The sequence below is a fragment of the Nitrospirillum amazonense genome, assembly GCF_007828045.1.
Lineage (GTDB): Bacteria > Pseudomonadota > Alphaproteobacteria > Azospirillales > Azospirillaceae > Nitrospirillum > Nitrospirillum amazonense_C.
Map to the genome: position 1 here is coordinate 208,909 of NZ_VITN01000007.1, position 23,952 is coordinate 232,860.

Consider the following 23,952-nt stretch of genomic DNA (forward strand, 5'->3'; position numbering starts at 1 on the left):
GCGTCCCAGCCTCAACCGGCCTTGCCAGGCATGACCCGGATGGCCAGCAGCCGTTCTTCCAGTTCCTGGACGAAACGGTCGGTGTCGCCCAGAGTGCGCCGCCAAGCCTCGCCACCCGCCAGCGCGTCGCGGAACGCCTTGTACTCCTTGGGCTTGTTGCCCAGCTTCACCGCCAGTTTCACATAGTCATCCACACTGGTGGTCACGCCCTGGGACAGGCCCACGGTGCGGAGCAGGCTGCCCGCCATGCGCGAGGCGAAGGTCTTGCCCGACAAGGTGACGATGGGCAGGCCCATGCGCAAGGCGTCGCTGGCCGTGGTGCCGGAGTTATAGGGATAGGTGTCCAGAAACACGTCGGCCAGCGGCAGGCGGGCCAGGTACTGCGCCGGGCTGGCCGGGCCGGCGAACAGCAGGCGGCCGGGATCGATGCCTCGGGCACGCGCCCGTTCCTGCATGTTCTGCCGCGCCCACGGCGTGCGGGCCAGCAGCCACAGCACGGAATTATCCACCCCGGCCAGGATGCGCATCCAGGCGTCGAAGACCTCTTCCGTGATCTTGTAGGTGTTGGAGAAGCAGGTGTAGACGAACTTGTCCGCCGGCAAGCCCACGCTTTCCCGCGTGGGTGACGGATCCACCAGCGCCTTGCTGTCGTTCACCTGATAGCAGATGGGCATGTACAGCGGCTTGGGGTGGAAATCGCCGGCCAAGTCCTTCGGCACCACGAAATCATCGACGATGGCGTAGTCCAGCTCAGGAATGGGCTGCGAACCGACGAAGCCCAGATAGGTGATCTGGACGGGTGCCGGCTTGCGCCGGACGATGCCGGGGCGCGACCCATCGGTCAGGCCGTTGAGGTCGACCAGGATATCCAGCTCATGCTGGCGCATCAGCGCCGCCACCTGGTCGTCGCTCATCTCCACGACACGGAACCATTGGTCGAAGGCGCCCAGGATGCGATGCCGCAGATAGCTGTTGTCGTCCAGGCCCATGTCATAGCCGTAGACCTCGAACTTGGCCCGGTCGTGCTTCTCGATCAGCTCCACCATCAGCATGCTGACGGGGTGCAGGTTGTAGTCGGACGACAGGTAGCCGATGCGCACCTTCTCATGGGCGTAGCCCTGCGGCGGGGCCAGCCGCTCCGGTGCGCCGAAGCGGGAAATCCATTGTTCGACCCAACGGTTGACCACCGCGTTCTCATCGAACAGCGACATCAGCGTCAGGCCGCCCGAGTTGGCGACCATGTCATCCTTGGTCAGGCCGGGAACGGGTAGGTAGACGGGCCAGGCGCACATCTTCAGGCGCAGATGCACCCAATGGCTGATGGCGTCGGACTGCTTGGGCACGGTCAAGAGGCTGCGGTACAGCTCCCGCTCCGCTTCCTCGAACCGACTCAGCCGTTCCAGCAGGCGGCCCCGCTGGTTCAGCAAGGTGGTGCGCATGTCGTCGGGCTGGATGGATCGACGCCAAATCTCCAGCGCCTCATCAGGCTTGCCCTGGCCTTCGGACATCAGGCCCAGATTGATGGCGGCGATCAGGAAATCGGACTTCAACGACAGGGCGGCGTTGTAAGCCGCACCGGCCGCAACCGTGTCGCCCACATTGGCCAGTTCCACACCCAGGTTGAAATAGGCGGCGTGTCGCAAGGCGGCGTCGGCCGGCACCTCATCCAGCCAAAGCTGATACAGCGAGGCAGACCGCATCCAGGGGGCGGCATCCCGCGCCGCCTCGACCAGGCTCAGCAAACCCGTGAAATCCAGGCGGCCCACCAGGTAACGAAATGCCGTTTCCTCGATCCCCGGCGGAATCTTCCAAGCCCTGGCGGTCAGGTATTCGATAACGTCGGCGGATTGCAGCGGTGCCTGATGTGTAATGAAAGCAGCAGAGGCCACGATCGACGTTCCATGAATAAGCGCCTCAGGGCTTCTTAGTCCCTGAAATATCGAATGGAATCATAACACGATATTGACGGTGGAGCGATCCGCAACTTTGGCCTGCTCGCCGCCCGGCGCCGTTGTTTCAGCCGGCGGCGATGCCGGGGCGGAAGCCGCACTGTTAACGGGGGTCGCGGCGGCCTGGGCACCGCCATTCTGCGACCCCGATGCCTGGGCGACGGCCGTCTGGGTCTGCACGACCTTGGCATAGGCCGTACTGCCCTGCAGCTGGCGCGAGGGCGACAGCCGGAAGGGACCTTTCTCGGACTTTTCGTTCTTCGTCGTCACGTTGTCACCAACCCGAACCACCGGCCGCTGATATCCCGGCATCGCCGGCGATGCCTGTGCCGCCATATTATATGCGGCCACGCCCGACAGCATACTCTGCTGAGAGATCCGGACGGCATCCGCCGGGGTGCTGCTCTGGGCGGTCCTGGACGGCTCCGCCGTGGCGCCCGCCTTGGCCAGGGCTTTCTGGAAGTCGGTATCGCCCCGGCTGGCAGGCGCGGCCTTGGTGAGGGCGGTCCTGCCGACCACCCCGCCTATCGGCCGCGATGACACCGGATCGTTACCCATGAACCCCAACCCCGCATGGGAGCCCAACCGTCGGGCCCCATGCCTTAACCACGAATCCGGGGCCCTGAAAAGCGCCGAGGATTGAGAGGATAGCACCCCCTCAATCCTCTGGCACCCGCCCCTGAACGGGCCGGAGATGCTGCCCCGCAGCCCCGGCCCGAACCATCACGCCACTCTTATCCTTACCCGGACAGACCCGTCAGCCAGGCGTTGACCTGATCGGTGTTGAACGCATGGACCTGGGCCGAGGTGAACACGCTGGCCTGGGCCGTCGTCAGGTTCGACAGCTGGTCGGTGGTCAAACCGGGGATTTGATCCGTCGTCAGGCTCACCACCTGGGTGGTCGTGAACTCCCGGATATCCGCCGTGGTCAACGCACTGATCTGGTCCGTCGTCAGCGACCGGACTTGGGCGCTGCTGAGGGCCGCGACTTGGGCGCTGCTCAAGGCCGACAGGTTGCTGGTCGTCAGGCCGGCCACCTGGGTCGTCGTCAGCGACTGGACCTGCGCGGTGTTCAGCGCCTGGACATCCGTGGTGCTCAAGGCCCCCAGCTGATCGGTCGATAGCGCCTTCACCTGCGCGCTGTTCAGGCCAACCACCTGGCTGGTGCCCAGGGCCGACAGCTGATCCGTGGTCAGGGCCTGGACCTGGGTCGTCGTCAGCCTGGTCACCTGGGCGCTGCTGAGGGCGTTCAGGTTATCCGTGCTGAGCGTCGACACCTGCGATGTGGTCAGGGCCGAAACCTGGGCCGTGGTCAGCGCCCGCACATCCGCCGTGCTAAGGCTGTTCAGCTGGTCGGAGGTCAGGGCCTGAACCAGGGCGCTGGTCAGGCTGGCCACCTGGGAGGTGCTGAGCGCCGTCACCGTGCTGGTGCTGAGCGTCGACACCTGCGCCGTCGTCAACTGGCTGATCTGGGCGGTCGTGAACTCCCGGACATCGGTGGTGGACAGCGCGTTCAGCTGGGTGCTGGTCAGAGACTGGACCTGGGCGCTGGTCAGCGACTGGACTTGGTTGCTGGTCAGGGCCGACAGGTTGTCACTGCTGAGGCCGGAGAGCTGGGCCGACGACAGCGCCTGGACCTGGGTGCTGCTCAGCTTCGTCACCGTCGCGGTGGACAGGGCGTTCAGCTGGTCGGAGTTCAGCGCCTTCACCTGGGCCGTCGACAGGCCGGTGATCTGCGCCGTTCCCAGCGCCGCCACCTGGTCGGTGGTCAGTGCGCCCACCTGGGCCGTCGTCAGACCGGCTTCCTGGGTCGTCGACAGCGCCGCCACGTTGGCCGTGCTGAGGGCCGACAGCTGGGCCGTCGTCAGTTGGCCGATCTGAGTGCTGCTGAGCTCACGCAAGTCCGCCGTGGTCAGGTTGTTCAGCTGATCGGTGGTCAGGGCCTGGATCTGGCTGCTGGACAGCTTGGTCACCTGGGCGCTGCTGAGTGCGTTCAGGTTGCTGCTCGTCAAGCCGGACAATTGGCTGGTGGTCAGCGCGCCGATCTGCGCCGTCGTCAACGCCTGGGCATCCGCCGTGCTGAGCGAGGCCAGTTGGTCGGTCGACAGCTGCTGCACATCCGCCGTCGTCAGACTGGCGACCTGGGCCGTCGTCAGGGCCCCCACGTTGGTGGTGCTCAGGTTCGACACCTGCGCCGTGGTTAGCTGGCCGATCTGGGCCGTCGTCAGTTCCTGGACGTCCGCCGTGGTCAGGGCGTTCAGCTGATCGGTGGTCAGCGACTGGACCTGGGCGCTGCTCAGCTTGGACACCTGGGCGCTGCTCAGCGCGTTCAGGTTATCGCTGCTGAGGTTCGACACCTGCGCCGTGGTCAGCTGGCCAATCTGGGCCGTCGTGAACTCCCGGATGTCGGCGGTCGTCAGGCTGTTCAGCTGGGTGCTGGTCAGGGCCTGGACCAGTGCGCTGGTCAGGCTGGACACCTGGGCGCTGTTCAGGGCGCTCAGGTTGGTGCTGTTGAGGCCGGAAATCTGGGCCGTCGTCAGCTGGCTAACCTGCTGGGTCGTCAGCTTCTGCACCGTGTCGGTGGTCAGGGCGTTCAGCTGGTCCGTCGTCAGGGCCTTCACCTGGTTGGCCGACAACCCGCTGATCTGAGCCGTGCCCAGCGCCGCCACCTGGTCGGTGGTCAGCGACTGCACCTGGGCTGTCGTCAGACCGGCTTCCTGCGCGGTCGTCAGCGCCGCCACGTTAGTGGTGCTGAGGGCCGACAGCTGGGCCGTCGTCAGTTGGCCAATCTGGGTGCTGGACAGTTCCCGGATATCCGAGGTCGTCAGGCCGTTCAGCTGATCCGTGGTCAGGGCCTGGATCTGGCTGCTGGACAGCTTGGCCACCTGGGCGCTGCTCAGGGCGCTCAGATTGCTGGTCGTCAGGCCGGACACCTGGTTGGTGGTCAGCGCGCCGATCTGCGCCGTCGTCAACGCCTGGGCGTCCGCCGTGCTGAGAGCCGCCAGCTGATCGGTGGATAGCTGCTGCACGTCCGTCGTCGTCAGGCTGGCCACCTGCGCCGTCGTCAGCGCGGACACCACGTCCGTGCTCAGGTTCGACGCCTGGGCGCTGGTCAGCTGGCCGATCTGGGCTGTCGTCAGTTCCTGCACATCGGCCGAGGTCAGGCTGTTCAGCTGGGTGCTGGTCAGCGACTGGACCTGGGCGCTGGTCAGCTTCGACACCTGGGCGCTGGATAGCGCGTTCAGGTTATCGCTGCTGAGGTTCGACACCTGGGCCGTCGTCAGCTGGCCGATCTGCGCCGTCGTCAGTTCCCGGACATCCGAGGTCGTCAGGCTGTTCAGCTGGGTGCTGGTCAGTGACTGGACCTGGGCACTGTTCAGGCTGGACACCTGGGTGCTGGTCAGCGCGTTCAGGTTGTCGCTGGTCAAGCCGGAGACCTGCGTGGTCGTCAAGGCCTGGACCTGGGCCGTCGTCAGCTTCTGCACCGTGGCCGTGGACAGGGCGCCCAACTGGTCAGTGGACAGCGCCTTCACCTGGGCGGTCGTCAGGCTGCTGACCTGGGCCGTCCCCAGCGCCGCCACTTGGTCGGTGGTCAGCGACTGGACCTGGGTCGTCGTCAGGCCTGCCACCTGGCTGGAGCTGAGGGCGTTCAGCTGATCGGTGCCCAGCGTCGAGAGCTGTGCCGTCGTCAACTGGCCGATCTGGGCGCTGGACAGCTCGCGGACATCCGATGTCGTCAGGCCATTCAGCTGATCCGTGGTCAGGGCCTGGATCTGGCTGCTGGACAACTTGGCCACCTGGGCACTCGACAGCGCGTTCAGGTTGCTGGTCGTCAGGCCGGACACCTGGCTGGTGGTCAGCGCGCCGATCTGTGCCGTCGTCAACGCCTGAGCGTCCGCCGTGCTGAGGGCCGCCAGTTGATCGGTCGACAGCTGCTGCACGTCCGTGGTCGACAGGCTGGCCACCTGCGCCGTCGTCAGCGAGGAAACCACGTCCGTGCTCAGGTTCGACACCTGGGCCGTCGTCAGCTGGCCGATCTGGGCCGTCGTCAGTTCCTGCACATCGGCCGAGGTCAGGCTGTTCAGCTGCGTGCTGGTCAGCGACTGGACCTGGGCGCTGGTCAGCTTAGACACCTGGGCGCTGGACAGCGCGTTCAGGTTATCGCTGCTGAGGTTGGAGACCTGCGCCGTCGTCAGCTGGCCAATCTGGGCCGTCGTGAACTCCCGGATGTCGGCGGTCGTCAGGCTGTTCAGCTGGGTACTGGTCAGGGCCTGGACCAGCGCACTGGTCAGGCTGGACACCTGGGCGCTGCTCAGGGCGCTCAGATTGGTGCTGTTGAGGCCGGAAATCTGGGCCGTCGTCAGCTGGCTAACCTGCTGGGTCGTCAGCTTCTGCACCGTGTCGGTGGACAGGGCGTTCAGCTGATCCGTCGTCAGGGCCTTCACCTGGCTGGACGACAGGCTGGTCACCTGCGCGGTCGTCAGGGCCGCGGCCTGGTCGGTCGTCAGCGACTGGACCTGCGCGGTCGTCAGGCCAGCCACTTGGCTGGAGCTGAGGGCCTGCAGGTTCGTGGTACCCAGCGTCGACAGCTGGGCCGTCGTCAGCTGCCCAACCTGGGTGCTCGACAGTTCCCGGACGTCCGAGGTCGTCAGGCCGTTCAGCTGATCCGTGGTCAGGGCCTGGATCTGGCTGCTGGACAGCTTGGCCACCTGAGCGCTGCTGAGTGCGTTCAGGTTGTTGGTCGTCAGGCCGGACACCTGACTGGTGGTCAGCGCGCCAATCTGCGCCGTCGTCAGGGCCCGGGCATCCGCCGTGCTGAGCGAGGCCAGCTGGTCGGTCGACAGCTGCTGCACATCCGTGGTCGACAGGCTGGCCACCTGCGCCGTCGTCAGCGAGGAAACCACGTCCGTGCTCAGGTTCGACACCTGCGCCGTGGTCAGCTGGCCGATCTGGGCCGTCGTCAGTTCCTGCACATCAGCCGAGGTCAAGCTGTTCAACTGGCTGCTGGTCAGCGACTGAACCTGGGCGCTGGTCAGCTTGGACACCTGGGCGCTGGACAGCGCGTTCAGGTTATCGCTGCTGAGGTTGGAGATCTGCGCCGTCGTCAGCTGGCTGATCTGCGCCGTCGTCAGTTCCTGCACGTCCGAGGTCGTCAGGCTGTTCAGCTGGGTGCTGGTCAGCGACTGAACCTGGGCGCTGCTCAGGCTGGACACCTGGGTGCTGGTCAGCGCGTTCAGGTTGTCGCTGGTCAGGCCGGAGACCTGCGTGGTCGTAAGAGCCTGGACCTGGGCCGTCGTCAGCTTCTGCACCGTGGCCGTGGACAAGGCGCCCAACTGGTCGGTGGACAGCGCCTTCACCTGGCTGGTGGTCAGCGACTGAACCTGCGCCGTGCCTAGCGCCGACACCTGAGTGGTGGTCAGCGACTGAACCTGCGCCGTCGTCAGACCCGCAACCTGGCTGGAGCTGAGGGCGTTCAACTGATCGGTGCCCAGCGTCGAGAGCTGCGCCGTCGTCAACTGGCCGATCTGGCTGCTGGACAGCTCGCGGACATCCGAGGTCGTCAGGCCGTTCAGCTGATCCGTGGTCAGGGCCTGGATCTGGCTGCTGGACAGCTTGGCCACCTGGGCGCTGCTGAGTGCGTTCAGGTTGCTGGTCGTCAGGCCGGACACCTGGCTGGTGGTCAGCGCGCCGATCTGCGCCGTCGTCAGGGCCCGGGCGTCCGCCGTGCTGAGGGCCGCCAGCTGGTCGGTGGACAGCTGCTGCACGTCCGTGGTCGTCAGGCTGGACACCTGCGCCGTCGTCAGCGAGGAAACCACGTCCGTGCTCAGGTTCGACACCTGGGCCGTCGTCAGCTGGCCGATCTGGGCCGTCGTCAGTTCCTGCACATCAGCCGAGGTCAGGCTGTTCAGCTGCGTGCTGGTCAGCGACTGGACCTGGGTGCTGGTCAGCTTCGACACCTGGGCGCTGGTCAGCGCGTTCAGGTTATCGCTGCTGAGGTTCGACACCTGCGCCGTCGTCAGCTGGCTGACCTGCGCCGTCGTGAACTCCCGGATGTCGGAGGTCGACAGGCTGTTCAGTTGCGCGGTGGTCAGCGACTGAACCTGGGCACTGGACAGCGCGGCCACCTGAGTGGAATTCAGGGCGCTCAAGTTGTCAGTGCTGAGGCCGGAAATCTGGGCCGTCGTCAGCGCCTGGACCTGCGCGGTCGTCAGCTTTTGCACCGTCGCCGTGGCGAGCGCCCCCAGCTGATCGGTGGACAGGGCCTTCACCTGGCTGGTGGTCAGGCTGGCCACCTGCGCGGTCGTCAGGGCCGCGGCCTGGTCGGTCGTCAGCGACTGGACCTGCGCGGTCGTCAGGCCAGCCACTTGGCTGGAGCTGAGGGCCTGCAGGTTCGTGGTGCCCAGCGCCGACAGCTGCGCCGTCGTCAGCTGCCCGATCTGGGCGCTGCTGAGTTCACCCACGTCGGCCGTGGTCAGGTTGTTCAGCTGATCCGTGGTCAGGGACTGGATCTGGCTGCTGGACAGCTTGGCCACCTGGGCGCTGCTCAGCGCGTTCAGGTTGGTGCTGCTGAGGCCGGACACCTGGCTGGTGGTCAGCGCGCCAATCTGCGCCGTCGTCAGGGCCCGGGCGTCCGCCGTGCTGAGGGCCGCCAGCTGGTCGGTGGACAGCTGCTGCACGTCCGTGGTCGTCAGGCTGGACACCTGCGCCGTCGTCAGCGAGGACACCACGTCCGTGCTCAGGTTCGACACCTGCGCCGTCGTCAGCTGGCCGATCTGGGCCGTCGTCAGTTCCTGAACGTCGGCCGAGGTCAGGCTGTTCAGCTGCGTGCTGGTCAACGACTGGACCTGGGTGCTGGTCAGCTTCGACACCTGGGCGCTGGTCAGCGCGTTCAGGTTATCGCTGCTGAGGTTCGACACCTGCGCCGTCGTCAGCTGGCTGACCTGCGCCGTCGTGAACTCCCGGATGTCGGAGGTCGACAGGCTGTTCAGTTGCGCGGTGGTCAGCGACTGAACCTGGGCACTGGACAGCGCGGCCACCTGAGTGGAATTCAGGGCGCTCAAGTTGTCAGTGCTGAGGCCGGAAATCTGGGCCGTCGTCAGCGCCTGGACCTGCGCGGTCGTCAGCTTCTGCACCGTCGCCGTGGCGAGCGCCCCCAGTTGATCGGTGGACAGGGCCTTCACCTGGCTGGTGGTCAGGCTGGCCACCTGCGCGGTCGTCAGGGCCGCGGCCTGGTCGGTCGTCAGCGACTGGACCTGCGCGGTCGTCAGGCCAGCCACTTGGCTGGAGCTAAGGGCCTGCAGGTTCGTGGTGCCCAGCGCCGACAGCTGCGCCGTCGTCAGCTGCCCGATCTGGGCGCTGCTGAGTTCACCTATGTCGGCCGTGGTCAGGTTGTTCAGCTGATCCGTGGTCAGGGACTGGATCTGGCTGCTGGACAGCTTGGCCACCTGGGCGCTGCTCAGCGCGTTCAGGTTGGTGCTGCTGAGGCCGGATACCTGGCTGGTGGTCAGCGCGCCGATCTGCGCCGTCGTCAGGGCCCGGGCGTCCGCCGTGCTGAGAGCCGCCAGTTGATCGGTCGACAGCTGCTGCACATCCGTGGTCGTCAGGCTGGCCACCTGCGCCGTCGTCAGCGAGGACACCACGTCCGTGCTCAGGTTCGACACCTGGGCCGTCGTCAGCTGGCCGATCTGCGCCGTGGTCAGTTGCTGGACGTCAGCCGAGGTCAGGCTGTTCAACTGGCTGCTGGTCAGCGACTGGACCTGGGCGCTGGTCAGCTTCGACACCTGGGCGCTGGACAGCGCGTTCAGATTATCGCTGCTGAGGTTCGACACCTGCGCCGTCGTCAGCTGGCCGATCTGCGCCGTGGTCAGTTCCTGCACGTCCGAGGTCGTCAGGCTGTTCAGCTGGTTGCTGGTCAGCGACTGGACCTGGGCGCTGTTCAGGCTGGACACCTGGCTGCTGGTCAGCGCGTTCAGATTGTCGCTGGTGAGGCCGGAGACCTGCGTGGTCGTCAGGGCCTGGACCTGGGCCGTCGTCAGCTTCTGCACCGTCGCCGTGGACAAGGCGCCCAGCTGATCGGTGGACAGCGCCTTCACCTGAGCCGTCGTCAGGCTGCTGACCTGGGCCGTGCCCAACGCCGACACCTGGGTGGTCGTCAGCGACTGGACCTGGGCCGTCGTCAGGCCCGCCACCTGGCTGGAGGTAAGGGCGTTCAGTTGGTCGGTGCCCAATTCGGACAGCTGGGTTGTGGTCAGCTGGCCAATCTGGGCGCTGGACAGTTCCCGGACATCCGAAGTCGTCAGAGCATTCAGCTGATCCGTGGTCAGGGCCTGGATCTGGCTGCTGGACAGCTTGGCCACCTGGCCGCTGCTCAGCGCGTTCAGGTTGGTGCTGCTGAGGGTCGACACCTGCGCCGTCGTCAGCGCGCCCACCTGGTTGGCGGTCAGCGCCTGCACGTCGGCCGTGTTCAGAGAATTCAGCTGGTCGCTATTCAGCGACTGAACCTGGGTCGTGGTCAGACCGGCCGCCTGGCCGGTGCTGAGGGCCGAAACGACAGTGGTGCTGAGGGCGGAGACCTGCGCCGTGGTCAGCTGGCTGACCTGGGCGGTCGTGAATTCACGAATGTCGGACGAGGACAGACCGTTCAGCTGGCTGCTGGTCAGCGACTGGACCTGGGCGCTCGACAGCGAGGCCACCTGGCCGGAACTCAGGGCCGACAGATTGTCCGTGGTCAGACCGGAGATCTGGGAGGTGGTCAGGGCCTGAACCTGAGCCGTCGTCAGCTTCTGCACCGTCGCCGTGGCAAGCGCACCCAACTGGTCGGTGGTCAGCGCCTTCACCTGGGACGCGGTCAGGCTGGTCACCTGGCTGGTGGTCAGCGCTGCGGCCTGGTCGGTGGTCAGGGTGCTGACCTGGGCGGTGCTGAGGCCCGCAACCTGGGTGGAGCTCAAGGCCTGCAGGTTGGTGGTGCCCAGGGCCGACGTCTGCGCCGTCGTCAGCTGGCCCACCTGGGCGCTGCTGAACTCACGCACGTCGGCCGTGGTCAGGCTGTTGAGCTGATCGGTGGTCAGCGATTGAATCTGGCTGCTGGACAGCTTGGCCACCTGCGCGCTGTTGAGCGCATTCAGGTTGTCGCTGCTGAGGCCGGAAATCTGGCTGGTCGTCAGCGCGCCCACCTGGTTCAGGCTGAGCGCCTGCACGTCCGCGGTGGTCAGCGCGTTCAGCTGATCGGTGGTCAGCGATTGAATCTGAGTCGTCGTCAGGCCGGCCACCTGGGAGGTGGTCAGCGCGGACACATTGGCAGTGCCGATGGCGGACAGCTGCGCGGTGGTCAGCTGGCCGATCTGGGCGGAATTCAGCTCACGCACGTCGGCGGTGGTCAGGCTGTTGAGCTGATCGGTGGTCAGCGCCTGAACCTGGGTGCTGGACAGCTTTGCCACCTGCGCGCTGCTGAGCGCGTTCAGGTTGTCGCTGCTGAGGCCACCGATCTGGCCTGCGCTGAGTCCGCCTATCTGGGTGGCGCTGAACTCGTTGATGTCGGAGGTGCTGAGGGCGTTCAGCTGGCTGGTGGTCAGGCCCTGCAACTGCACGGTGGACAGCGACTGCACCTGGGCGCTGTTGAGCGCCGACAGGTTATCGCTGCTGAGGCCGGAAATCTGGGCAGAGGTCAACCCGGAGAGCTGCGTCGTCGTCAAGGCGCGCGCATCGGCGGTGTTGAAGGCGCTGAGCTGCGCCGTCGTCAAGAACCCGACTTGGGTCTTGCTGAATTCCTGGATGGACGAGGTGGTGAGCGCACTGAGCTGGTCGGTGGTCAACGCCTGTATCTGGTCGGAGGTCAGCGCCTGGACCTGATTGGACTTCAGCGCCTCAAAATCATCCGTGGACAGGACACTGATGTCCGCGTCGCTGAATGCCTGAAGCTGCGAAACGCTGAAGACCATCTGGCTGGCCTGGAAGGCCGCCACCTGGGTCGTCGTTAGCGCCTGGATCTGGGCTGTCGACAGCGCGGCAACATCAGCCGTGCTGAGGGCCTGAATGTTCGCCGTGGACAAGGCGGCAATCTGAGACGGGCCCAGGAAAGTAATAGGCGAGACCATTTACAACCTCCGATCGCACCTCGTTTGAGATGCCTCATGGACGGCGCTAAAAACACCCATTTTTTGGGCGCAACCACAGCCATGCGGTTGATATGAAAATCACACTCCGGTTAACGCTTCCCTTATGGAAACGGCAACGGGACCCCACGCATCCCGACGGCGTCCCTTCTGGACATATGCCGCCTGGCAACCCCGTTACCCCTAAAGTCGAAAGGGACCTCTGGCACACGGATAGCCTGGCGGCCACGATAATAAGATGCGAGGGCAACTTCAAGGCGTATTTTGCCCATAAGGCTAATGAAGCCCATGAATCTTCATACCCCAAAGCGTTAACGAGACATTACCAAACGGATGGGCCCACCAGTATGAGGCAAACAGAACCGGTCTCTGCCCAATATATGGGCTGCCTTTGTTCCTTCATATTCCTTCGAATAGGTTGGTCCCGGCAACCAACGACTCTGTTTAGAGGCGGCGGAGACATGATAACGCTGTCCCCATCCTGGTAATGATGCGTCCATACCCGCCCGTTGGATCCGTGGAATCGCAGTGCGCCGGGTCGCCACCTCGCGCTACTGCTGTAGCTGGGCGCCCTGGGCCTCCCAGATTCAAGAAATTGTCCGTAAAATTGTCCCGTTCTAGGCGAGACTATTCCAGCGCCAGAGCCGATTCCGCCGCACGCTTATCATAGGGGAAGGCGCACGCGTCGTTGTGCCCGGCCTATTCCATTCAGCGGCGGCGAGACGATACCATCAATTCCCTTGGCTATAGCGACGCGGAGACCAAGCCGGGGCTCCGCAGTGTGCGATGGGCAGCGTGCGATGGATTGATCACAGCTGCCCCGCTGGGGCACGGCATGTGGCGGCATTTCCGGCCCCTGACACAGCTGTCCGCGGCCGACTCGGCGGATAATGCGGAGAACCTTCATGGGCGGCCCCTCTCGCCAGTATCATGTTGTGGCCGGACACTACGTACCGGAGGGTTCCCACCCATGCCACGGCACGCAGCGGCCCGTCCGTAACTATCAGGCGCTCTTCCCCTTGCCGGGCCCATAGTTCGGCGGCGACAGCCACACAACCCTCGCCCTGCCAGACCTGCGGAAAAGGGCGCCCACGGGCTGCATGTGGATGATCGCCATGCGGGGCATCTATCTGCCGCCCGCCCATTAAGCCGCGGAAACCGTGGGGAGTTCTGACATCAGAACTCCCCACGGCCGGGCTCCTGAATCCGATAACCGGGCGGGATAAGGAGGTGATGGCGCTGCCGGCCCAATTGGCGGATGAGCGACTCGTTACCATCATCGGTCTCGGCGGAACGGGTAAGACCACCGTCGCCGTGGCCGTCGCCCATCCCCTGGCCGCAGCATTCTCCGGTTCGGCGCCGTGTGCTGATTCCGGCATGATCACTGTCCGCCGGTCGGCGGCAACCGCGGCCACCCCGCTGCTGGACCAGGCGGACCAATCGGACGATCCGACGCCCAGCCCAGTGCAGTTCATAAGTGCAGTTCATAGAGGACAAGCGCATTCTCATCCTCGATACCTATGACCATCTGGACCTGTGAGCATCTTCTGGTGGAGACGATCGCGAAGCTGCCCGCCGCCAACACCAGCGGCGCCCCCAACCGGCATATCCAGGCCACCAGCCGGGAGGGCCGGTATCGAGGGCCCTCAGAACAAGGGCCGCGCGCCGCTGCGCTCCTCCCTGGAACGATTCGGGGAAGACCATGGTGATCTTCACGTTGAGACCACCCGGGATGTGCTGGCGCTTGTGGAATAGCCCCCTACTCCCGGCTGGCGCAAGCGATAGCCAACTTAGCTTGCGTTCCATCGAGGGGCAGGCCAGTTCTTCCAGCACTTTATTATCGGCGAAACCAAAGCCAGCCAGTTCCGACGTCAGAATCAGAACCGGCCCCATTTGGATCAGCGCAGGACGCCCGCCACTTCCTCGGTCACCCAATCCACCCATTTGTGGATATTGCTGGCGGCCGATGCCGCCCGCACCTCCGGCGCGCCCAATTCGCGGGCCCGCTTGTACAAACGGGTGCGCACGTCCAGCGGTTCCGCCGCCAGGCGATCAATCAGCCCCTGGTGGGTACCGCGCGGCGCCGGCAAGGCCGGTGCCGGGGCGGCGACCGGCGGAGCCTCGCCCGCCAGCTTGCGCACGAAGCCGGCGAAGGCCAAGTCGGCGTTGCGGATTTTGCCGGTCTGGCCCGACGCCCAATCCGCCCAGCGGTCCAGCGCCGTGTCGATATCGGTGCCGGGATATTCGGCGCGCAACTGTTCCAGCGCCGTGTCGCTGACCCGCCGCTTCAACCCCAGTACGGATACGGGACGGTCGCGATCGGTCTTGCCATCCTCCAAATCCACGGTGTCGGCATCACGGGCGCCGGCGGCAAAGCCGCCCTTGCCCACCGGGCCCACGGGATCGATGGCGAATTCCGTGGCGCGGGCGGCAGAGGTCAGAGCCGCCCGCTCCTTCTTGCGGATGGTAAAGCGCAAGGCCACCACCGGCCGGCCGCGCGACGGCGACCGGATGGGGGTGTAGCTGCACTCGATGGCCGACAACTCATTCACCTCGCGCACGGCACGTTCCAGCACCTCGCGCTGAAGGATGCCGAAGTTCTTGTTGGCCGAGGTGTTCTTGACGCTCAGCAGTTGGCGGAAGGTGTCGATATCCACCTCCCAATCCGGTTCGCGCAAGTTGACCCGCACGCTCAGCAGCTCATACAGCGCCAGCGCGTATTTGGAGCTGAAGCTGGTGCACACCGCCAGGTGGATGCGCGCCCAGGCCGATGGCTCGGCCAGGGCGGGGCGCAGTTCCGCCGGGAAGGACCATTCAGCGTAACCCTTGCCCTTGGGCAAGGCGCGGAAGCTCAGCAGCGGCGCGCCGCCTTCCTTCACCTCACCGTCGGAGCTGAGGTAGGGGAACTCCACCCGTACCGACATCAGCCGGTCGAAGCAGCTTTTCAGGCGGGCGTTGCTATGCTCCGTTTCCTCACCGATGGCGCGCTTGAGGTCAGCCGTGGCGGCACGGAAGGGCGGCAGAGCCGCGGTGGCGTCAGCCAGTTTGTCCCAGCTGTGCGCCAGGATGACATTGAACAGCTTCTTGTCGGACAGGGTCAGACCGCCACCGGTCTCTATGATCTCGATGGTGCCACGCGGCTTGGGCACGGTGGGATCCGTGTCCAGGCGAAAGGGATCCCCTGTCGCCTCCGGGCGCCTTGCCGGCGGTTTTGCTACGGTCCTGCTCATGTTGTGCAGTCGAGCAGGGGCACCACACAGAGTCAACAACCCCCCGGGCGGATGGCGATAGAACACATAGAAAGGCGGCGACGGGCGCCGGCAAACTGACGACAAAGCACACAATGACCCCGGCGGCTGCCGCCCGACTGGCGAGAAAACGCATAAGAATGGCGCCCGGGCCCGGTGAATCCGGTTCAGCGGACCGGCGACTCCGCTCCTTTCGACCCATGGTGAGAAAACACATAGAAAGGGTGGAAAAGGGCTGGCGAGAAAACGCATGAGGAAAGGCGCCGCGTCGCCGGGTGATGCGCGTCAACACTTTGTTTTTATTGGGTTATTTCAGAGACATGCGACTCCCTGCCGATATGGCGAGAAAACGCATGGAAACGACTCGGGCACCCTGGCGAGAAAACGCACAGGAAAGGGTCGGCGCGCGCCCTGCCCTGTCTCGCGTACCTCGGACGGCACCCCTGGCGAGAAAACGCACAGAAAACAGGCCACTGGCGACAGCTCACACATAGACGGCGGAAAAAACGCATTGGAAGCGGCGACAAAGCGCATCCAGACTCGGGACAAAGCACATGGAAAGGACATTTAAACCATTACAAAGAAACGCGTTTTTCCCTCTGAACAGGAACAACTGGAATCTAGGAAAGAGTCTGACGAGGTCCATCCCAAGTGTGGGATTTGGAAGGAGGATCAACCATCAACCATCAACGTTGTCGTTGACACTTGATGGTCCCCCTGGCAGGTTCTGACGTCAGAACCGGGCCTGAGAAATGAAGGATGGGCGATGAACGGCGATCGGATGCGTGAGCTGCGCCAGATGCTGCGGCAAAGCCAAGGCGATTTGAAGGACATGCTGAACCAGCGCCTGTCCCGCTCGTACGACAAGCCCAAGATCAGCCGCTGGGAAAACGGCAAGGAACCCATTCCGGACGACGTTGCGGCCGAGTTGGAACAGATCGCTTCGCACAAGCCGCGCAACGCCCGTGTTTTCGTGCTGGCCAACCAGAAGGGCGGCGTGGGCAAGACCACCAGCGCCCTGAACCTGGCCTACGCCTTGGGCCAATCGGGCAGCCGGGTGCTGTTGATCGACATGGATCCGCAGGCGACCGCGACCGTGGCCCTGCTGGCGGACGCGGCGGTGGAGGTTTATCGCCAGGGCCGCACCATGGCCCACGTCATCCTGCAGAACCGGGCCATGGCCGACGCCATCCTGAAGCCGGGCATGGTGGAAACCGCGGTCCCCCTGCCCTTCGATTTGGCGGCCAGCCATATTGAGCTGTCGGAAACCGACGGTCGGCGGGAACCAGGCTTTGACGCCGCCTTGCGCGAGGCGGTGGACACGGTGCGCGCCGGCTATGACTTCATCGTCATCGACGCCCCACCCAACCTGGGCATGTTGACATGGATGGCCCTGGCCGCAGCACAGGAGGTGCTGATTCCCGTGCGGACCGAGCCCTATGACACCATGGGCGTGGGCCTGATCCTGAACACCATCCATAAGGTGCAGCGCCGCCTGAATCCGGGCCTGCGCCTGTCCGGCATCCTGCCCACACAGTTCGGCCGCCGCAAATCGGTGGATCGCGAGGTGCTGGCCCATCTGGTGACGGCACTGGGCGAAAAGGTGCCAGTGCTGGAGGCTGTGCCCGACAGCGCCGTGTTTGGGCACGCCGCGCGCAACGGCCGCATCGCGCTGGAGGCATCGCCCACCTCGTCCGCCACGGCGGTTTATCGTAAGTTGGCGGACTGCATCATCACCGGCCGGCCCTTGGCCCGTGCCGACATCGACCTGTTTCCTGTTGAGAGCGAGGCGTGAGCGCCATGACGGTGAAGAAACGACCCTCCCCCATCCTGGGTGCCGCGTCCGCCATGATCGGTGAGGCTTCGGGCGAGTTGGTGATGTCGCGGGACAGCCGCTTCCATCACAGCATCGAGCTGCAAGTCGACCACATCGCGCCGGATCCGGAGCAGCCGCGCAAGCTGTTTTCGGAAGAGGAGCTGGATGGCCTGGCCGCCAGCATGGCGGAGCAGGGTCAGTTACAACCCATCCTGGTGCGCCGCGACCCCGGTGACCGCGGCCGTTGGATCGTGGTGGCGGGTGAGCGTCGCTGGCGGGCGGCGCAGCGGCTGGGCTGGGGCGTCATTCTGGCCATCGAACATACCGGCGACCCGGAAGTGCTGGCGCTGATTGAGAACCTGCAGCGTGTGGACCTGACGCCGGTGGAAGAGGCGCGCGGCCTGAAGCGCCTGATCGATGGCAAGGGCTGGACCCAGAACCAGGCGGCGGAGGCACTGGGCAAGACCAAGGGTGAGATCAGCGCCACCCTGCGCATCCTCAGCCTGCCCGACGACGTTCTCGAAGATGTTCTGACGTCAGAACTGGGCTTGTCGCGCAACGTACTGGTGGAATTGTCCCGGGTTGATGAGCCGGCGGTGCGGGAGCGGCTGATTCAATCTGCGCGCAGCGGCACGCTGAGCATTCGAACCATCCGGGCCGCCAAGGCGCAGGACCAGGCGCCGGAAGTGACGGAGGGCAAGCCGTCCACCGGTATCACTGCGCCAGGCGTGAACTTGGCGTCGGTGGAGCGCCTGGTCAGCACTCTGCGGTCCCTGCGGCCAGCGGCGCTGAAGGACAAGGAGCGCGACCGGTTGCGGGCCTTGCGCGCCGCCATCGACGCGCTGCTGGGATAAAGACCACGATCCTGAATCATTGCGCCAGCGCAAAGACGGGAATGCTCTGCCGTCGTAGGGAAGAGGCGGACCGGGTGATGGATCCGGTTCCACCTTATCTCATGACGGAGAGTAGAGATGCGTTCCCTTCCCCTGGCGCTGGTGGCCTTGATGACCTTGGCGGGCCCGGCCTTCGGCGCTGAGCATGTCGTCAAGATGTTGAACAAGGGTGCCGACGGCATGTTCGTGTTCGAACCCGCCCTGGTGAAGATCGCACCTGGTGACAAGGTAACTTTCCAGTCCGTCGATGCCGGTCACAACGTGGAAAGCATCCCCGGCATGCTGCCGGATGGCGCCCAGGCCTTCACCGGCAAGCCCAGTGAGACGCTCACCGTCACCTTCGACAAGCCGGGCGTCTACGGCTATCGCTGCAAGCCGCACTATGGCATGGGCATGGTTGGCGTCGTCGTGGTCGGCACGCCCACAAACCTGGACGCCGCCAAGGCGGTGCCGCAAACCGGCAAGGCCAAGGCCGCGTTTGAGAAACTGTTGGCTGCTGCCAAGTAAGGTATTGGTAATGCAGGAGAATGGTGGGGGAGGGGGACTCCCCTGCCTCTCTCCGTCGGTGCACGGCACAGGCTGTGGGCGTCAGGCGAACCACCACGACACGTGGTGAAAGTGGCCTTGGCGGTCCTGCGTCACCGATAAGCGCGACCGTCCCCTCTGGTGCCCGGGTTGACCCATCCCCCTAATAGTCATATGATAATACTATGGCAGGGAGGCACGGGGTCGCCGCTGACGATCAGCGGACAGGTCCGGACGGCCAGAGGGAAGAACAACATGACCAGCACACTTGAACAGACCTCGGTTTCCGTGACCGAGGCACAGGCCGGCCCGATCGATGAACACGTGACGCCGCCAGACGTGGTCGGCCGGCGCCGCTTCCTGACCGTTACCGGCGGCGGCGCTTTGGCTGTGGGGCTGGCCGGCGGCCGTGCGGCCCTGGCGGCGGCCCCGGCGCCCGTCAACCTGGCGGTCATGGCCCGCACCAGCTGGTCCAACCGGTCCAGCGGCACGCGCCTGGCGGCCATCAACGCCAACACGGCGCCCGTCAATTCCAAGGATGACGCGGAGGGCGCGTTCGCGACCGAGCCGCACTCCGGTCCCGCCTGGATCGAATACAGCTGGGACGTGCCGGTGCGCACCAATGCGGTTGACATCTATTGGTGGCTGGGCGGCTGGAAAGGGGCCTTGCCCGCCGGCTGGCGGGTGTCGGCCTGGGATGGCAAGCGCTTCGTGCCGGTGCGCAACGCGCGGGGGCTGGGCCTGGCGCCCGACGCCTATAACCGCACCACCTTCGATCCCGTCACCACCACGCGGCTGCGCCTGGACATCGATCCGGTGGCCAAGGCCTCCGTCGGCGTGCTGCAGTGGCGGGTGTGGAGCCATGGCGCCGTGCCGGTGTTCCCGCCCTTGGTCACCGCCGGCCAGGACCGCGCCGTCGTGCTGGGTGGACAGACCTATCTTGACGGCAGGGTGCGCACCCTGGACGCCGCCCCCGCCGCCGCGGCCCTGTGGCACAAGGTCAGCGGCCCGGGCGGCGTCAGCTTCGCCGACGCCACGCGCGTCGACACCACCGCGCGTTTCTCCGCCCCGGGCGAATACGTGCTGCAGCTCAGCGCCAAGGCTGACGGCAAGACCACGCAGTCCACCCTGAAGGTGCGGGCGGAAACGCCGCCGCCGGACGAGCGGCTGGATGTCGTCTACACCACCCCCTACGCCATCGACAGCCCCCTGTGGTCATCCCGGGCCAAGGCCCTGATCACCCGCTGGATCCCCCACTGCATCGACTATTGCGAGCGCACGGACCTGAAGATCGGGCAGGGGGGCCTGGATAATTTCATCGAGGCGGGCAAGGTCTTGCGCGGGGAGCCGCACGGGACCCACAAGGGCTATGTCTTTTCCAACGCCTGGGTGCACCAGACGGTGGAATCCATGTGCATCGCCCTGATGGTCGACCCGCAGGGCGACAGGGAGATCATCGCGGCGCAGGACCTGATGCGCCGCAAGCTGGGGGAATGGATACCCGTCATCCTGGCGGCGCAGGAACCGGACGGCTATCTGCAAACCGCCTACACCCTGGCTGACCGCGCCAAATGGCCGGCGCGCTGGTCACCGGAGCAGCGGGGCAACCATGAGGGCTATGTCGCCGGGTATTTCATCGAATCCGCCATCAACCACTACACCCTGACGGGCGGCAAGGATCTGCGCCTGTACAACGCGGCCAAGAAGCTGGCGGATTGCTGGGTGGCCAACATCGGCCCGGGCAAGAAGGACTGGTTCGACGGGCACCAGGAGATGGAGCAGGCGCTGGTGCGTTTCGGCCGCTTCGTCAATGACATGGAGGGTCAGGGCCACGGCGACGCCTATATCCGGCTGGCGCGCTTCCTGCTGGACAGCCGGCGCGGCGGATCGGAATACGACCAGAGCCACCTGCCGCCCGGCCGGCAGTACGAGGCGGTGGGCCATGCCGTGCGCGCCATGTACTTCTACTCCGGCATGGCGGACATCGCGGCGGAAACCCGCGACATCGATTACCAGAGCGCTGTGCTGTCCCTATGGGACAACATGGTGAACAAAAAGTATTACGTCACCGGTGGCGTGGGCAGCGGCGATACAGCGGAGGGTTTCGGCGAAAATTACGCCCTGCGCAACGACGCCTACTGTGAATCCTGCTCCAGCTGCGGCCTGATCTTTTTCCAGTACAAGCTCAACATCGCCTATCACGACGCCAAGTACGCCGACCTCTATGAGGAAACGATGTACAACGCGCTGTTGGGCTCCACGGCGCTGGACGGCCAGACATTCTGCTACACCAACCCGCTGGTGGATACCGAACGCACCGCCTGGCACGTCTGCCCCTGCTGCGTCGGCAACATCCCGCGCACCCTGTTGATGGTGCCCACCTGGGCCTATGCCAAGGACAGGGCGGGGGTGAACGTGAACCTTTTCATCGGCAGCCGGGTGAACGTGGGCGATGTCGCCGGCACGGCGGTGGAGATGGTGCAGAAGACCAACTACCCCTGGGAAGGGGCGGTCGCCCTGACCGTCAACCCGGCCAAGGCGGCATCCTTCGCCGTGCGCATCCGCGTGCCCGACCGCGCCACCAGCGCCCTTTACACCGCCGCGCCGCCGGTGCGCGGGCTGGAGAGCCTGACGGTGAACGGCCAGGCCGTGCCGTACCGCATGGAAAAGGGCTATGCGGTGGTGGAGCGGGAATGGGCGGCCGGTGACCGCATCGACGTCGTCCTGCCCCTGGCCGTGCAGCGCGTAATGGGCGACGACAAGGTGGAGGCGACCCGGGGCAAGGTCGCCTTGCGCTATGGCCCGCTGGTCTACAACGTGGAGAAGGCCGACCAGCCGTCCATCGACCAGCCGCTGGCGGCCACGCCGGTGACCGCCGAATGGCGGCCCGACCTGCTGGGCGGCGTGGTCGCCCTGAAGGGCCACTGGCAGGATGGCACGCCCATGCTGGCCATCCCCAACTACGCCCGCATGAACCGCCTGCCATCGGCGGCCGGCGGCATCGGCGGCACCGACTCCGGTGTCAACTACGCCATCGGCGCCCAAGGCCAGGTAGTGGCGGCCGATACCACGGGGGAACCAGAGGGGCATGACCGCGGCCGCGCCCGGCATTCGCAGGTATGGATCGCCGTGGCCTAATTCCCAAGACCGCAGGGACGCACTAGATTAAGGGGCAGGACCGTATTGGAACTGCCCCTGATGCCTGCCTCCGACACCATCGCCCACCTCCACCTGGTTGAAGACGAGCCCGACATGGCGCGGGAGATCGTCACCAGCCTGGAAGCCAGGGGGTATACCGTCAGCCATTCCGTCACCGCCGCCGCGGCGCTGGAGGTGCTGCGCGCCGATCGCAGCGTGGCGGTGGTCATCGCCGACCGCATGCTGCCCGGCGGCATGGATGGGCTGGACATGGTGCAGGAACTGCGGGACGAGGGTATCGCCACCCCCATCCTGGTCTTGAGCGCCCTGGGCTCGGTCGATGACCGGGTGCGCGGTCTGAACGCCGGTGGCGACGACTACCTGACCAAGCCCTTCGCCGTGGCGGAACTGGTGGCCCGCGTCGAGGCGCTGCGCCGTCGCCCGCCGGATACCCGCGCCACCACCCTGCGGGTGGGATCGCTGGAGATGGATTTGCTCAGCCGCACCGTGCGGCGGGGGCAGCGGGAGGTGCCGCTGCTGCCCCGGGAATTCAAGCTGCTGGAGTACATGATGCGCCGGCCGGACCAGGTGATCACGCCGGCCATGCTGTTGACCGATGTCTGGAATTATCGCTTCGTGCCGCAGACCAACGTGGTCGATGTGCACATGGGCAAACTGCGACACAAGATCGATGAGATGGGGGAGCTGCCCATGATCCATCGCGTGCGTGGCGCCGGGTTCATGCTCCGTGCGGCGGACTGAGCTGTTCCGCGCGGGGCCGTTCCGGCTGGCGCTGGGCTTCGCCACGGCGCTGTCGGTGGGCATGCTGCTGATCTTCGGCTTCATCTACTGGCAGACCAGCGAGGTGGAGACGCGGCGCATGCAGCGCGACCTGGTGCAGGAGGCAGCGGTGGCGGCGCAGACGCGCGACGACATCCTGCTGTACCAGCTGCAGGTTCGCATCATGTCGGACTATCACCGCGTCACCGTGGCCGCCTGGTTCGACGCGGACGGCAAGCGGCGCTACGGCAACCTGAACGCCTTGCCGCCGGACCTGCCCATCGATGACAAGGGCCACCGCCTGGATATCCGGACCAACGACACCGACGTGCCCCAGCCGGCCATCCTGACCGCGGCCAAACGGGCGGATGGCGGTACCGTCGTGCTGGGCCGCGCCATGGATGAGCTACTGGCCCTGCAGCGGGTGGTGGCGCGCACTCTGATCGCCGGCCTGCTGCCCGCCGTGGCCCTGGTGCTGGCGTCCGGCGTCCTGGGCGGGGCGCGGGCCCGCCGCCGGGTACAGACGGTACAGCAGACCATAGGCCGCATTATGGGTGGCGACCTGCGCGAACGCCTGCCCCTGTCCGGCAGCCACGACGCGGTTGACCAGCTGTCGGCCCGGGTGAACCAGATGCTGGACCGCATCGTCCATCTGCTGGATGAGATCCGGGCGGTGGGCGACAACATTGCCCATGACCTGCGCACCCCCCTGTCGGTCATGCGCGCCAAGCTGGAACGGGGGCTGGCCGCCGAGGAACCCGAGGAACTGCGCCGGGGCGCGGAGGCGGCGCTGGCCGACCTGGACAAGGCGTTCGGCATGATCACGGCCCTGCTGCGCATCGCAGAGCTGGAGGACAGCCGCCGCCAGGCGGGCTTCACCACCGTGGATCTCGCGGAGGTGGCGGGCGAGGTCTTCGACCTCTACGAACCCTTGGCCGAAGCCAAGGGGGTGACCCTGGCGCGGGAGGACAAGGGGCCCCTGTTCGTGACCGGCGACCGTGATCTGCTGATCGAGGCGGTGGCTAACCTCGTGGACAACGCCGTGAAGTTCACGCCCGAGGGCGGGCGCGTCCTCATTCGCACCCGCATGGGCGGTACCGGCGGGGAGGAGGCTGTGCCGGTGGTGGAGGTGTCGGACACCGGGCCTGGGATTCCGCCGGCGGAACGGGCAGCCGTGGTCCGCCGCCTGTACCGCCTGGATAAAAGCCGCCACATCCAGGGCAACGGCCTGGGCCTGTCGCTGGTGCAGGCCATCGCGGCCCTGCATGGCTTCAAACTGGTGATTGACGGCAGCGATTTGGGCGCCGTCATTGCGCTTATTTGCGGCGCAGCAGATGGCGAAGGGGTTGGAAACCCAGGCGCTTGGCCGTAGGTTCGGCGCCATTTATGGCGACATTTTGCGGCGCAACCAAAAAAATTATTTAATCCCAATTCGTTGAGACGTCCCCTATTTCCCAAGGTGTTGGGTTCACGAACCCGCTCTCGAGGGAT

General features: G+C 65.6%; 10 protein-coding genes. 6 read left to right on the top strand and 4 right to left on the bottom strand.

Annotated features, from left to right (window positions below):
* Window positions 1–11: 11 nt before the first annotated feature.
* From FBZ89_RS13910 to FBZ89_RS13925, 4 genes are all read right to left on the bottom strand, one after another.
* Complete coding sequence (locus tag FBZ89_RS13910; RefSeq protein WP_246172191.1) at window positions 12–1,889, bottom strand: O-linked N-acetylglucosamine transferase, SPINDLY family protein; 1,878 nt, start codon at window positions 1,887–1,889, stop codon at window positions 12–14.
* Between the two features lie 60 nt (window positions 1,890–1,949).
* Window positions 1,950–2,507: a hypothetical protein gene (locus tag FBZ89_RS13915; RefSeq protein WP_145750564.1), complete on the bottom strand. Its 558-nt coding sequence runs from the start codon at window positions 2,505–2,507 to the stop codon at window positions 1,950–1,952.
* Between the two features lie 182 nt (window positions 2,508–2,689).
* The gene (locus FBZ89_RS13920) at window positions 2,690–11,998 is read right to left on the bottom strand and encodes a hypothetical protein (protein WP_145750565.1); all 9,309 of its coding nucleotides are present in this window, start codon (window positions 11,996–11,998) and stop codon (window positions 2,690–2,692) included.
* Window positions 11,999–13,959: 1,961 nt separating this feature from the next.
* The gene (locus tag FBZ89_RS13925) at window positions 13,960–15,210 is read right to left on the bottom strand and encodes a replication initiation protein (protein WP_186457352.1); all 1,251 of its coding nucleotides are present in this window, start codon (window positions 15,208–15,210) and stop codon (window positions 13,960–13,962) included.
* Between the two features lie 865 nt (window positions 15,211–16,075).
* On the opposite strand from FBZ89_RS13925, the gene FBZ89_RS13930 reads away from it, so the two are divergent.
* From FBZ89_RS13930 to FBZ89_RS13955, 6 genes are all read left to right on the top strand, one after another.
* On the top strand, window positions 16,076–17,104 hold the full coding sequence (locus tag FBZ89_RS13930; protein ID WP_186457353.1) for an AAA family ATPase: 1,029 nt from the start codon (window positions 16,076–16,078) through the stop codon (window positions 17,102–17,104).
* 5 nt (window positions 17,105–17,109) lie between these two features.
* Window positions 17,110–17,979, top strand: coding sequence for a ParB/RepB/Spo0J family partition protein (locus FBZ89_RS13935; protein WP_145750567.1), 870 nt, complete (start codon window positions 17,110–17,112; stop codon window positions 17,977–17,979).
* 117 nt (window positions 17,980–18,096) lie between these two features.
* Window positions 18,097–18,525 (top strand): pseudoazurin, encoded by a 429-nt coding sequence (locus FBZ89_RS13940; protein ID WP_145750568.1) that lies wholly within the window; start codon window positions 18,097–18,099, stop codon window positions 18,523–18,525.
* Window positions 18,526–18,798: 273 nt separating this feature from the next.
* Window positions 18,799–21,681 (top strand): glycoside hydrolase family 127 protein, encoded by a 2,883-nt coding sequence (locus tag FBZ89_RS13945; protein WP_145750569.1) that lies wholly within the window; start codon window positions 18,799–18,801, stop codon window positions 21,679–21,681.
* A 60-nt stretch (window positions 21,682–21,741) separates the two neighbouring features.
* On the top strand, window positions 21,742–22,443 hold the full coding sequence (locus FBZ89_RS13950) for a response regulator transcription factor (RefSeq protein WP_145750570.1): 702 nt from the start codon (window positions 21,742–21,744) through the stop codon (window positions 22,441–22,443).
* Window positions 22,430–23,833 (top strand): sensor histidine kinase, encoded by a 1,404-nt coding sequence (locus FBZ89_RS13955; protein ID WP_145750571.1) that lies wholly within the window; start codon window positions 22,430–22,432, stop codon window positions 23,831–23,833. The genes FBZ89_RS13950 and FBZ89_RS13955 overlap by 14 nt, the downstream gene beginning before the upstream one ends.
* Window positions 23,834–23,952: the final 119 nt, after the last annotated feature.

Bases quoted from the DNA above. Each gene is read 5' to 3' on its own strand.
- FBZ89_RS13915 (WP_145750564.1), bottom strand. From the start codon at position 2,507: ATGGGTAACGATCCGGTGTCATCGCGGCCGATAGGCGGGGTGGTCGGC.
- FBZ89_RS13930 (WP_186457353.1), top strand. From the start codon at position 16,076: ATGAACGGCGATCGGATGCGTGAGCTGCGCCAGATGCTGCGGCAAAGC.
- FBZ89_RS13935 (WP_145750567.1), top strand. From the start codon at position 17,110: ATGACGGTGAAGAAACGACCCTCCCCCATCCTGGGTGCCGCGTCCGCC.
- FBZ89_RS13940 (WP_145750568.1), top strand. From the start codon at position 18,097: ATGCGTTCCCTTCCCCTGGCGCTGGTGGCCTTGATGACCTTGGCGGGC.
- FBZ89_RS13945 (WP_145750569.1), top strand. From the start codon at position 18,799: ATGACCAGCACACTTGAACAGACCTCGGTTTCCGTGACCGAGGCACAG.
- FBZ89_RS13950 (WP_145750570.1), top strand. From the start codon at position 21,742: ATGCCTGCCTCCGACACCATCGCCCACCTCCACCTGGTTGAAGACGAG.